Below are 12,830 nucleotides of genomic sequence, written 5' to 3'. Positions count from 1 at the left end.
CATGGCAGGACACTCAAAATGGCATAATATTAGGCATAAAAAGAATGCAAAAGATGCTCAGCGCGGAAAACTTTTTATGAAACTTGCTAAAGAAATCTATGTGGCTGCAAAAGAAGGCGGTGCTGATATGGAAACAAACTCAGCACTTCGTTTGGCGGTTGATAAGGCCAAATCAAACAATATGCCTAATGATAATATTGAACGCGCTATTAATAAAGCAACAGGTAATCTAGATGGTGCGAATTATGAAGAATTCACTTATGAAGGATATGGCCCAGGTGGAATTGCCGTTATGGTTGATGTACTAACCGATAATAAAAACCGTACAGCTTCAGAGGTACGCCATGCATTTAATAAGAATAATGGTAACTTAGGTGAAAATGGTTGTGTCTCTTTTATGTTTCACCGCAAAGGTTATATTGCAATTGAACGTGACCAGATAGAGAATGATGAAGAGGAATTTATGCTAGAAGCAATTGAAGCGGGGAGTGAAGAAATTGAAACAAGTGACGAAGTGTTTGAATTATTTACTGAACCCGAAGATTTTGAAGCGGTTCGCAATACGATGAAAGAACAATATTCATTAGCAGCTGCTGAACTAACAATGGTCGCTGATACGTATACACCGATTCCGAATGAACACGAAGAAGACATGGATCATCTTATTAATATGTTAGAAGATCTTGATGATGTGCAAGAAGTTCATCATAATATGCAATAAACAAAGAGCCACCTTTCCAGCCGGGGAGGTGGCATTTTTGAGTTTATGGTTTAGGCTATAACAGAGTTAGTGTGTTAAAAAAACGTAACAAAATAAATTGCGGACGAATGGGCTATGACATGTTAAACTAGAGTGAGAACGTTTGTTCAGACATACTAGGAGGAACAAAATGTACGCATATATACAAGGTAAACTAACATCGATCACCGAAGAGTATGTTGTTTTGGATGTTGACGGCGTTGGTTATGAAATATGGTGTCCACACCCTCTCTGTTACCAATCCAAACAAGACGAATCCGTTAAATTGTTTACATATTTTTATGTCCGTGAAGATATTCAGATGCTTTATGGTTTCTATCAGAGCGAAGAAAAAGATTTATTTAAGAAATTATTAAACGTTTCAGGAATTGGTCCTAAAAATGCGTTAAGTATCGTTAGTGAAACATCTGTTCATGATTTTGCTCAAGCAATTGAACAAGAAAATGATGCTTACTTAACCAAATTTCCTGGTGTCGGTAAAAAGACAGCCCGCCAAATGATCTTAGACTTAAAAGGAAAAGTGGATGCATGGATGCAAACATCTGTTGATGATATGTTGACGATTGAGCATGAAGCACAACCCAACCATCAACAATATGACGAGGCTATTGAAGCGTTATTGACACTTGGTTATACGAAACGAGAAATTGATAAAATCGCGCCAACATTAAAATCGTATCAAGCAGATTCGACAGATGAACTGGTGAAACAAGGTCTGCAATTATTAATGCGTTAAGGGTGAGTTGAATGGATGAACGAATGGTGTCGAGTGAGGCTCAGTGGGAAGATGTACAAGTCGAACAAAGTTTACGTCCGTCAACACTGAGACAATATATAGGACAAGATAAAACAAAAGAAAACTTAAAAATATTTATTGAAGCGGCTAAAATGCGCGAGGAGCCATTGGACCATGTCTTATTATACGGCCCACCTGGACTTGGTAAGACGACATTAGCTGCGATTATTGCTGAAGAAATGGGTGTGCAATTTCGGACGACATCAGGCCCAGCGATTGAAAGAGCTGGTGATTTAGCTGCCATTCTATCCTCGTTAGAGGCAGGGGATGTCTTGTTTATTGACGAAATTCACCGTCTACCACGCTCAGTTGAAGAAGTATTATATCCTGCAATGGAGGATTTTGTACTCGACATTGTTATAGGTCAAGGGGATGCAGCGAGATCGGTAAGGTTAGACTTACCTCCATTCACCCTTGTGGGAGCTACAACGAGGGCTGGACTATTATCAGCACCTCTACGCGACCGGTTTGGTGTCCTTAGTCGTCTTGAATTTTATCAAGTGACTGATCTCTGTTCGATAATCGAACGAACAGCATCTGTGTTTGAATTTGACATTGACCAACAAGCAACGGAAGAAATCGCCTCACGTTCACGGGGGACCCCAAGAATAGCTAATCGCTTATTAAAGCGTGTTCGAGATTTGGCCCAAGTGAATCGTGAACCCATTATATCGATTGATAGTGCTAATAAAGCGTTAAATATGTTACAAGTAGATGCATCAGGTTTGGACCATATCGACCATAAATATCTACTCAGTATCATTGATCAGTTCAAAGGTGGTCCTGTTGGTTTAGATACATTGTCTGCTACTATTGGAGAAGAGTCTCAAACGATTGAAGATGTCTATGAACCATTTTTACTTCAACAAGGATATGTTCAACGTACACCAAGAGGGCGAGTGGCAACGCATAAAGCATATGATCATTTTAATCGGGAGGTTCATGAAACTTGACTGGATTTGGCAAGTTCTTTATCTTAATAGGCGTACTATTTATTATGATTGGCTTGATTTGGAGTTTCATCGGTAAATTACCTGGAGACATTACGATTAAGACAGGCAACACAACGTTTTATTTTCCGATTGTAACTTCAATTGTTGTCAGTATCATTTTAAGTGTGATTTTCATGATTATTGGAAGGTTTAAATAAAGGGACGTGTAGAAACAATGAAGATAGAAGATTTCGATTTTGACTTACCTGAAGAACTAATTGCTCAAACCCCATTAAAGGACCGAACGGCTTCTAATTTGATGGTGTTAAACCGTGAAGATGAATCGATTGAACATCGAACCTTTTCAGATCTCTTGGATTACTTACAACCAGGAGATAGTTTAGTTCTCAATAATACAAAAGTATTACCTGCTCGTTTATTAGGGACGAAAGAAGAGACGGGTGCTAGTATTGAATTATTATTGTTACACCAAATTGAAGGGGATCGCTGGGAAGTATTAGCAAAGCCAGCTAAGAAATTTAAAGAAGGCACCACTATTCATTTTGGTGATGGCTTATTAACAGCAACCTGTGTTGAGACACTCGACCAAGGTGGCAAAATTGTAGAATTTGACTATGAGGGCATCTTTTTAGAAGTACTTAATGAACTTGGTGAAATGCCTTTACCTCCTTATATTAAAGAACAATTAGATGATCAAGAGCGTTATCAGACGGTGTATGCTGAAGATCCTGGTTCGGCTGCAGCTCCAACAGCAGGGTTGCATTTCACTGAAGAATTATTGAACAAGATTCGTGAGCAAGGTATTAATATTGTTTATCTGACGTTACATGTAGGGCTAGGAACGTTTAGGCCTGTTCAGGTCGATGATATAGAAGAGCATGATATGCATGCAGAGTATTATCATTTGTCTCGTGAATCGGCTGAACAATTAAAAGCAACGAAGGAAAACGGTGGTCGCGTTATTGCTGTTGGGACGACGTCAATTAGAACGTTAGAAACGGTTATGCGTGATTATGGCGAATTAAAGGAAGCTTCAGGTTGGACAGATATTTTTATCTATCCTCCTTATCAGTTTCAGGCCGTCGATGGCTTAATTACAAATTTTCATTTGCCTAAATCAACATTGATTATGTTAGTTAGTGCTTTTGCGAATCAGAATTTTATCATGCACGCTTATCATGAAGCGATTCGAGAAAGATATCGTTTCTTTAGTTTCGGCGATGCGATGATCATATTATAAAGATTAGGAGACGTGACCATGGCCATTACTTATGAGTTGTTTAAAACGTGTAAACAAACAGGTGCCAGATTAGGTAGAGTTCATACACCACACGGATCATTTGACACCCCAACGTTTATGCCTGTAGGGACTCTGGCAACAGTTAAAACAATGGCGCCAGAAGAATTAAAATCGATTGGTGCGAATATAATACTTTCAAATACGTATCACTTGTGGTTAAGACCTGGAGAAGATATTGTTGAAGAAGCAGGTGGACTACACCAGTTCATGAACTGGGATGGATCCATTTTAACTGATTCTGGTGGTTTTCAAGTGTTTAGTTTAAGCGATATGCGTCAAATTGAAGAAGAAGGTGTACACTTTCGTAACCACATAAGTGGTGCGAAGTTATTCTTATCACCTGAAAAAGCGATGCATATTCAAAATTCACTTGGTTCTGATATTATGATGGCATTTGATGAATGCCCGCCTTACCCTGCATCCTATGAATATATGAAATCGTCAGTTGAACGGACAAGCCGTTGGGCAGAACGTTGTTTAGAAGCTCATCAAAAGCCTAATGAGCAAGGATTGTTTGGCATCATCCAAGGTGGCGAATATGAAGAACTCCGTAAACAAAGTGCTCGGGATTTAACGAGTTTAGACTTTCCGGGCTATGCTATTGGCGGTTTATCTGTAGGTGAGCCTAAAGATGTTATGAATCGCATGCTAGATTATACAACACCATTGCTACCCAATAATAAACCTCGTTATTTAATGGGTGTAGGGTCACCTGATTCCTTAGTGGACGGAGCTATGCGAGGTGTGGACATGTTTGATTGTGTTTTACCAACTCGTATTGCACGAAATGGAACATGCATGACATCTAACGGCCGACTAACTGTTAGAAATGCGAAATTTGCCCGTGACTTCACACCGATTGATGAAAATTGTGATTGTTATACTTGTCGCAATTATACCAGAGCTTACATTCGACACTTGATTAAGACGAATGAAACTTTAGGTATTAGGCTTACGACTTATCATAACTTATACTTTTTGGTAAAATTAATGGATGAAGTTAGAAATGCGATTCGAGAAGATCGCTTAGGAGATTTTCGCGATGCATTTTTTGAACAATATGGTTTTAATAAACCAGATGCTAAAAACTTCTAGAAAGGAGGGGTGAATCAATGGATATTATTGGTGCGTTGCTTCCAATTGTCTTGTTTATTGCTTTGTTTTGGTTTATTTTGATTAGACCACAACAAAAACGTCAAAAACAAGTAACGGAAATGCAAAACAACTTAGAAAAAGGCGATGAGATTATCACTATTGGTGGTCTTCACGCTACAGTGCACGCTTTAGACGAAGGTACGATTGTATTAGAAGTTAATGAAGGTCAGAAGCTTACATATGATCGTTCAGCAGTTCGTGAAAAGAAAGCATAATAATAAGCCGCTTTGAGTCGATGAACTCGAAGCGGCTTTTATTATTCAAGCTTTGATAATGCCCGTTGTTGATATTGTGATCCGCTACCGGTGGACGCTTTCCGCGGGCACGGCTCGAGCCTCCTCGGAAGAAAAGCGCTTCCTGCGGGGTCTCGAGACTCGTGCTGTTCCCGCAGGAGTGGCCACCTTCGCTCCTCACAATTCAACAACTCAGTGCTACATCATCTGAAATCAACACTAAACTTTAACAGAACTATTATTTAAAAACTCTGCACCTAAACGATGATTAGATTATAAGTATGCATATGAACAAATGGATTTCGGGTTAAGTATTATTAGATTGGCCACGTAATTGTACACCTAAAATACTACCAATAATCGTTGCAATAATAAATATGACGAAATGTAACCACTGCCCTGAATAAATACCAGTATCATGCGCTAGAAATTGATAACCGATCAAACTGATTATGTACAAACTACTGACGAGTAGTCCAGATAACCAACCTTTTTGTTCGGTTAAATATCCACTGATACCCCCACCTACCATAACAATTAGTGTACTAACAATAAATGGTAACCAAGTCAGCTGATCAGTATTAAGCCAATCAAATCGAATGAGTAAAGCTAAAACAAAACTTACCGTAATCATTAATGCATAAATGGACAACACACCTAGTAACACTGCCTTCAAACGTTGATTCAATGTCACCACACCCTTTTCTAAACTTTTGCTTGTCTTACTCTAAACTATGCATGAATAGATTAAAAAAGACGTATGAATGGATTAGGTTAGTAGAAAAGGGGTAATCAGAGTGGAAGCCATTATTGCTATCGCTATTTTTGCAATAAGTTATCTATTCTTATTGTTAGAGAAAATAAATCGTGCTTTAGTCGCATTGTGTGGTGCGGCATTATTAATTGTGTTTAATATTTTCACAATTGACGATGCGATGACTAGTTATGTTGATTGGAGTACGATTGTGCTCTTGTTTTCTATGATGGTACTTATAACCATTACACAGCGTACAGGTATCTTTGAATTTATAGCCTTATGGTTAATTAAACGTATTGGTGAGCGGCCTTATGCACTATTTTTTTGGATAGCTGTTCTAACAGCAGTTGGCTCAGCGTTACTAGATAACGTGACAACTGTTTTGTTATTTGTACCGATTTTAATTCATATGATCCGAGAGTTGAATTTGCCAGCTTTTCCTTATCTTGTTATGGTGATTATTTCTTCTAATATTGGCGGTACAGCTACTATGATTGGTGATCCGCCTAATATAATGATTGGACAAGCTGTAGAACATTTAACCTTTATGTCATTTATTGTGCATTTAGCTCCAATAGTTGTGATTATATTTTTAATGACAATGGGTCTTTTATTTCTTTTCTTTAACCGTTCATTAAAACAGGTTGAAACTGAAAATAATCGTTCAGTTCGCAATGTCGATCCCAAATCTGCCCTTAAACACACCCCACTCTTATACCAGTCAGTCAGTATTCTATGTTTAACGATTATCGCATTTATGTTCCATGGACTTCTGCATGTGGAGCTGACAACAATTGCATTGGTTAGTGCTTTATTATTGTTACTGCTATCGGAAAAGGATGGTTTAACAGATATAGTTTTTTCAAAAATAGAATGGACGACTTTGTTTTTCTTTATCGGTTTATTTATTTTGGTAGGAGGACTAGAGCAGACAGGTATTATAGATCATTTAGCTGTTATGTTTATGTCAATTACAGAGGGTGAAAGTTTAAAATCTTCCTATGCGATTCTTTGGTCTGCTGGATTGTTATCAGGATTTCTTGATAATATCCCTTATGTGGCTTCAATGATTCAAGTTTTATTAGAATTAGAAGAGTTCGGGATGAAAGCAACAGACCCAATGTGGTGGGCTCTGGCATTAGGGGCATGCTTAGGTGGCAATAGTACGCTATTAGGTGCTTCTGCAAACGTTGTAGTAGCAGGTATTGCAAGTACGAATGGCGTTCGTATTCCGTTTTTAAGATATATGGTTTATGGTTTTACAGTTGTGTTGTTATCGTTATTAATTGCCTCAGGCTATTTGTACATTCGGTATTTTTAGACCGTATAATTACAACTCCAAAGGCTCATCCTAACTATGGATTAGCTTTTGGAGTTGAACATTATGGTAGAAGAAATTATTTTATTAGTTATACGTACGATTGGGGTTTATATAGCGATTTATCTACTTTTTAGATTTATGGGTAAGCGCGAGATCGGGGAATTAAGTGTGATGGATCTGGTCATTTTCATTATGCTTGCTGAGATCGGTATTTTATCGATTGAACGGACTGATGATTCATTTTTAGTCCTCTTAACCCCCATGCTCGTCTTATTTGTCATTCAGCGAGCAACGGCTTGGTTGTCATTAAAAAACCATCGCGTGCGTTCTTTGTTGGATGGGCAGCCATCGATTATCATTAGACATGGCAAAATAGATGAAGAAGTCATGAAAAAACAACGATATAATCTAGATGACTTGATGGTCCAATTAAGGGAAAAAGGTGTTGTGAATCTAAAAGAAGTAGAGCTTGCCATTTTGGAAACAAGTGGCAAGCTCTCTGTGTTTACACGTGATGATCAACCATTAAATTATTTTGAGCCCATTATCTTGGATGGAAAGTGGCAAGAAAAGTCTTTAGATCAACATCAAGTGACGAAAGAAGATATCCTAAAACAATTGGAGCATCATGGGATTGAGCAAATTGATAAAATCTCATTTGCTCAAATCCAACAAGATGGCTCTATACACATTGATTTGAAATTCGTTGATTAAAATCGTCCAGCTCTAAGTTGGTCCCATTCATCTTTAGAGATAATGCGAAGCAGGACCAATCCAAGTAAGTAGATGATACCAAGAAAACCTATCGATGTGATGACATACCACAATGGTTGTAAGTAACTTAGAATTGATAATATAGGTTGACCAATTATGATTAACACTGAGATAAGTCCTAGCATTTTTAAGATTAAAGATAATGGAATCGTAAAATGTATGAGTTTATACAATGAAATGATATGTAAGAAGGTTACTACTATAACACCAATGATGATGGAAAGCATGACTCCATCAATACCAAATGAAGGTTGTGTGGCCAGTAACCATAACGTACTTAACTTTACAACAGCGCCAATTAAACTATTAATCATCGCTTGCTTCGCATATTCTAATGCTTGTAATGTGGCTTGAAGAGGTGCTTGGATGTATAGTAATAAGAAAAACGGCGCCATAAAAGTCAACATATCAGCACTTGCTTCAGTGTCATACATCAAATGAAGTAGTGTGGATGCTAATAACACAAAAATGACCGTCGCAATACCACCTGAAGCGAATGACAATCTAATAGCTTGTCTAATTCGATAATGAACGGTTTGCATATGATTTAAAGCATGAGCTTCACTAATTGAAGGGATTAAAGCAACAGATAGTGAATGCGTAATAAATGTCGGTAATAGTAATAATGGCATAATATAGCCTGTTAACTGCCCGTATAAACTGGTGCTCTCGCTAATGGTATAGCCTGCAATGATTAAAGTGTGTGACACGAATATGGGCTCTAAGAAATAGGTGATGGACCCGATGATACGTGTTCCAGCTGTTGGTAAAGCGATATCAAGAATCCGTTTATAAAGCTGTTTCATCTTATAATGTGCTGTGTTGACAGTTTTTGCGACAATGTTCTGCTTATTTCGTTTATAACAATAATAAATGTATAACAGCGAACCAAATTCACCAATAACGACTGAAACCATCGCTCCAGCAGAAGCGGCTTCTAATCCATAAGGCAATGTCAATCTAACGAGTATAAAAACAAAGATGATTCTTATGATTTGTTCAATGACTTGGGCTATGGCTTGTGGTTTCATATTTTGTAACCCTTGGAAATAGCCACGAAATACAGCAGAAATAGCAATAATTATAATAATAGGACTGATCGCAAGAAGTGATAGATGTGTGCGCTCATCCAAGATGAGGTAGGTTGAAATATAGGGTGCAAAAGCGACTAATAAAAGTGTTAGAACAATACTTAATGAGACAGTAATGATTAACGAGAGAGAGACAATTTTTCTAATCTTATCATATTGTTGATTCGTTTCAGCTTCAGCGACTAATTTTGAGACCGCAACGGGTATTCCAATTTGTGATAATGTAATGACAAAAAACAAAGCAGGTAGTGTGAGCATATAAATGCCAACACCTTCATCACCAAGCATGCGTGCCAACACAATGCGATTGATGAAACCTAATAATCGACTGATCATGCCTGCTATCATTAAAATTAAAGCGCCTTTTATGAAAGTCTGTTTAGACAATTTGAATACCTACCTTCTCAAACATAAGAAATTCCGATACAATAATTTATATGCTTGTCTATTCGTATAACATGTTAAACGTGTGTAAGTTTTTCGATTAGTTAGGTATTGATTGGTACAGTCCTTTAAAATATGAGTGGGATTTATTACGTTTAATGGAAATTGAGGAGGGTTCTTGGTGGAACCGATAAAAAAACACGTAGAAACGTGGCGCCCTGAATTAGATCATGTCATTCAAAGTAAAGTAGAAGAATTAACGCTACTAGGATATGATGAAGTAACACATGAAGATGTATGGTTTTGCCTGAATCAAAAAGTTTGGCGTAAAAATAAGGAATTAACGTTACATGAAGTTGTTCAAGACATTTTACATATGAGTGACCAACTTTTTATGAGTTATTTAACTGTACAAGCTCAACAAGATACAGGCAATTTAATGGAACATATAGAAGCATTAACAAATGGAGAACCTGAACAAACTAAATAAAGAGAAAGCGTTGGATCGATAAAAGGAGGATACGAGAAAAATGAAAAGGAAGGGTAGAATAGTCGGGTTCTTTTTAATTGTAATATTATTAGGAACAATTATTGGAACAACGACTACTTCAGTCACAAAAGATATTCCCCTTGGCTTAGATTTACAAGGTGGCTTTGAAGTTTTATATGAAGTGGAACCATTAAATGAGGGGGACGAAGTAACTGATGACATGCTCGATGCGGTGGTAGAGAGCTTGTACCAACGTGTCGACGTATTAGGTGTTAATGAGCCTTCAATTAATATTGAAGGGGATAATCGGATTCGCGTTCAACTAGCAGGTGTAAGTGACCAAAATGAAGCGAGAGAGTTATTATCGACGACGGCCAGCATTTCGTTTCGTGGTGTCGATGATGAATTATATTTTGACGGTAGTCAGTTAGTTGAAGGAAGTGCGGCCCAAGATTTTAATGAGACCAATCAACCGATTGTCACTTTAGAAACAAAGCGTCAATTCGAAGACAGTGAATACGAAAATTTTCGTGATGTAACCGAAGAAGTTGCCGCCAAGCCACGAGGAGAGAATTTACTAGTCATTTGGTTAGACTATGAAGAAGGCGATTCATTCGAAGAACAAAGACAATCTGAAGATCCGAAATACTTATCAGCACCTGCAGTCGATGATCCAATCCCAGGAAACGATGTCATGATAAGGGGTAACTTCACAATTGAAGAAGCCAAACAGTTAGCAGATTTATTAAATTCTGGCTCATTACCGGCTGATTTAAATGAAGTATATTCAGTCTCTGTAGGTGCTCAGTTTGGTGAACAAGCTTTAGATAAGACGATTATTGCAGGTGCTTTAGGTGTCTTATTGATCCTTCTGTATATCATAGGTTATTATCGTTTCCCAGGTATTATTTCTGCGGTAACGTTAAGTGTTTATATTTATCTCATTTTATTAGTCTTTAATTTGATTAATGGTGTATTAACATTACCAGGCATTGCGGCCTTAGTGTTAGGTGTTGGTATGGCTGTGGACGCCAATATTATCACCTTTGAGAGAATTAAAGAGGAACTAAAAGCAGGTAAAACATTAAAATCCGCCTATAAAGCAGGAAACAAACGATCGTTAGCCACTATTTTAGATGCTAACGTCACAACCATCATTGCAGCAACTGTACTCTTTATCTTCGGAACGAGTTCAGTTAAAGGCTTTGCGACGATGCTAATTATTAGTATTATATTAAGCTTTATAACAGCTGTTTATTTAACTCGTCTCCTGTTAAATCTATGGGTCAACAGTAAAGCACTTAATAATAAACCGAAATTATTCGGGGTTAAACCAGAAGAAATCAAAGATATATCCAAAGGTGAAGAAGTTGACCCACATGTGTTTGGTAAATCATTTGATTTCATCAAACATCGTAAGAAGTTTTTCGGTATATCTATTGCGTTAATTATAGCAGGTGCCATTTTCTTAATGACAGCTGGATTAAACTTAGGCATTGATTTTGAAAGCGGTTCGCGCGTTCAAGTGTTATCAGATGATACGATAACAACTGAAGAGGTCGAATCAGAATTTGATTCGCTCGGCTTAAATCCAACACAAGTTGTCATGGCTGGTGATGAAAATGATATGGCAATGGTGCGTTTTAATAGTGTATTAGACCAAGATCAAATTGCTGAGGTTAACAATCATTTCACTGAGCAATATGGTAATGAACCGAGCGTTAGTACGGTTACACCACAAATTGGAAGAGAACTTGCAATGAATGCTATCTATGCAGTTTTATATGCATCTATTGCGATTATTATCTATGTCACATTCCGATTCGAAATGTTCTTTGCGATAACTGCTATCTTAGCATTGCTACATGATGCGTTCTTTATCTTAGCACTGTTCAGCATCTTCCAATTTGAGTTTGATGTCACGATTATTGCTGCGATACTGACCATTGTGGGTTATTCGGTCAATGATACGATTGTGACCTACGACCGAATACGGGAGAATCTAAGGATAGAACAACGAGTGAAATCATTCAGTCAATTAGCATCCATTGTTAATAAGAGCTTGATGCAGACATTAGCACGTAGCTTTAACACTGTTATTACGGTTGTGTTTGCTGCTGTTATGCTATTTGTATTCGGCGCACAAGCTATTACCTACTTCTCATTTGCACTGATTGTAGGGCTAATTGCTGGTACGTACTCATCACTATTCCTAGGTGCCCAATTATGGCTCGTATCTCGTGGTCGTAACATCAAAGACAAACCAGTTGATTACCGTAAGAAGAAAAAACAAGAAGGACCACAAGTGTAAGGTGGTCAAAAAGATGGCAGATCGAAAGTCTGCCATCTTTTTATATTGATCGAAGATTAAGAAATATTATTATAGGGTATAAAATAACAAAGACTATTCTGGAATGGGAGAGATTATATGAAACAACAAACGATGATTATTTTATCGCTTATTTTTACACTGATCATAGCGATTTTTGCCGTGATTAATGTGGAATCAGTGCCCGTCGATTTTCTGTTTACACGAACTGAAGCACCACTGATTCTTGTTATTTTAATATCGGTTCTTTTAGGTGCATTAGTTGTCGCTGGTGGTAGTTTTGCAAAAATTTATCAATTACAAAGACAACTCAAATATGCTAACACTCATTCAGAACACGAATCATCACAAGTTCAAAATGAAAGTACTGACCTTGAGGATGATCAGACATCAGAACATAAAGGTGCAAATTCAGATAAAATATAATAAGACACGTAATCGTCAATTGATACCCCTGGCAAGCTCTTGTATAATGAGTGGGTCAGGG

At 37.6% G+C, this 12,830-nt stretch carries 14 protein-coding genes; 12 read left to right on the top strand and 2 right to left on the bottom strand.

Features of this window, described 5'->3' with window-relative positions:
* Position 1: 1 nt before the first annotated feature.
* The 7 genes from J2S77_RS03485 (at position 2) to yajC (ending at position 5,179) form a co-directional block, all read left to right on the top strand.
* Positions 2 to 721 carry a YebC/PmpR family DNA-binding transcriptional regulator gene (locus J2S77_RS03485; protein ID WP_306974668.1) on the top strand — a complete coding sequence of 240 codons (720 nt, stop codon included), beginning with the start codon at positions 2 to 4 and terminating at the stop codon, positions 719 to 721.
* Positions 722 to 890: 169 nt separating this feature from the next.
* Positions 891 to 1,496, top strand: a complete 606-nt coding sequence (ruvA, locus tag J2S77_RS03480; RefSeq protein WP_306974666.1) for a Holliday junction branch migration protein RuvA — start codon at positions 891 to 893, stop codon at positions 1,494 to 1,496.
* Positions 1,497 to 1,507: 11 nt separating this feature from the next.
* Positions 1,508 to 2,509: a Holliday junction branch migration DNA helicase RuvB gene (ruvB, locus tag J2S77_RS03475; RefSeq protein WP_306974664.1), complete on the top strand. Its 1,002-nt coding sequence runs from the start codon at positions 1,508 to 1,510 to the stop codon at positions 2,507 to 2,509.
* Complete coding sequence (locus J2S77_RS03470; protein WP_167260957.1) at positions 2,506 to 2,706, top strand: DUF2905 domain-containing protein; 201 nt, start codon at positions 2,506 to 2,508, stop codon at positions 2,704 to 2,706. Before ruvB ends, J2S77_RS03470 begins: the two co-directional genes overlap by 4 nt.
* Before the next feature lie 17 nt (positions 2,707 to 2,723).
* The gene (gene queA / locus J2S77_RS03465; protein WP_306974662.1) at positions 2,724 to 3,749 is read left to right on the top strand and encodes a tRNA preQ1(34) S-adenosylmethionine ribosyltransferase-isomerase QueA; all 1,026 of its coding nucleotides are present in this window, start codon (positions 2,724 to 2,726) and stop codon (positions 3,747 to 3,749) included.
* 18 nt (positions 3,750 to 3,767) lie between these two features.
* Positions 3,768 to 4,904 (top strand): tRNA guanosine(34) transglycosylase Tgt, encoded by a 1,137-nt coding sequence (gene tgt / locus J2S77_RS03460; protein WP_306974660.1) that lies wholly within the window; start codon positions 3,768 to 3,770, stop codon positions 4,902 to 4,904.
* A 17-nt stretch (positions 4,905 to 4,921) separates the two neighbouring features.
* Entirely contained in the window at positions 4,922 to 5,179 is a 258-nt protein-coding gene (yajC, locus tag J2S77_RS03455) for a preprotein translocase subunit YajC (protein ID WP_306974658.1), read from the top strand.
* A 325-nt stretch (positions 5,180 to 5,504) separates the two neighbouring features.
* Here the strand turns inward: yajC and J2S77_RS03450 are convergent, their stop codons facing one another.
* On the bottom strand, positions 5,505 to 5,885 hold the full coding sequence (locus J2S77_RS03450; RefSeq protein WP_306974656.1) for a TIGR04086 family membrane protein: 381 nt from the start codon (positions 5,883 to 5,885) through the stop codon (positions 5,505 to 5,507).
* Positions 5,886 to 5,994: 109 nt separating this feature from the next.
* Here J2S77_RS03450 and J2S77_RS03445 point away from each other — a divergent pair, with 109 nt between their 5' ends.
* Together J2S77_RS03445 and J2S77_RS03440 are read left to right on the top strand one after the other, a co-directional pair.
* Positions 5,995 to 7,275 (top strand): ArsB/NhaD family transporter, encoded by a 1,281-nt coding sequence (locus J2S77_RS03445; protein ID WP_306974654.1) that lies wholly within the window; start codon positions 5,995 to 5,997, stop codon positions 7,273 to 7,275.
* A 63-nt stretch (positions 7,276 to 7,338) separates the two neighbouring features.
* Entirely contained in the window at positions 7,339 to 7,989 is a 651-nt protein-coding gene (locus J2S77_RS03440) for a DUF421 domain-containing protein (protein WP_306974652.1), read from the top strand.
* On the opposite strand, the gene spoVB is transcribed toward J2S77_RS03440, so the two are convergent.
* Positions 7,986 to 9,527 carry a stage V sporulation protein B gene (spoVB, locus tag J2S77_RS03435; protein ID WP_306974651.1) on the bottom strand — a complete coding sequence of 514 codons (1,542 nt, stop codon included), beginning with the start codon at positions 9,525 to 9,527 and terminating at the stop codon, positions 7,986 to 7,988. The genes J2S77_RS03440 and spoVB overlap by 4 nt on opposite strands.
* 178 nt (positions 9,528 to 9,705) lie before the next feature.
* Here spoVB and J2S77_RS03430 point away from each other — a divergent pair, with 178 nt between their 5' ends.
* The 3 genes from J2S77_RS03430 to J2S77_RS03420 all read left to right on the top strand — a co-directional run bounded on the left by J2S77_RS03430 (position 9,706) and on the right by J2S77_RS03420 (position 12,769).
* Positions 9,706 to 10,014 carry a post-transcriptional regulator gene (locus tag J2S77_RS03430; RefSeq protein WP_306974650.1) on the top strand — a complete coding sequence of 103 codons (309 nt, stop codon included), beginning with the start codon at positions 9,706 to 9,708 and terminating at the stop codon, positions 10,012 to 10,014.
* Positions 10,015 to 10,054: 40 nt separating this feature from the next.
* The gene (secDF, locus tag J2S77_RS03425; protein WP_306974648.1) at positions 10,055 to 12,325 is read left to right on the top strand and encodes a protein translocase subunit SecDF; all 2,271 of its coding nucleotides are present in this window, start codon (positions 10,055 to 10,057) and stop codon (positions 12,323 to 12,325) included.
* Between the two features lie 117 nt (positions 12,326 to 12,442).
* Positions 12,443 to 12,769, top strand: a complete 327-nt coding sequence (locus tag J2S77_RS03420; RefSeq protein ID WP_306974646.1) for a LapA family protein — start codon at positions 12,443 to 12,445, stop codon at positions 12,767 to 12,769.
* The last annotated feature ends 61 nt before the right edge of the window (positions 12,770 to 12,830 follow it).

It is taken from the genome of Alkalibacillus salilacus (assembly GCF_030812915.1).
GTDB lineage: Bacteria > Bacillota > Bacilli > Bacillales > Alkalibacillaceae > Alkalibacillus > Alkalibacillus salilacus.
The sequence above is the reverse complement of the archived record's forward strand: the minus strand, read 5'-3'. Positions and strand labels throughout refer to the sequence as shown.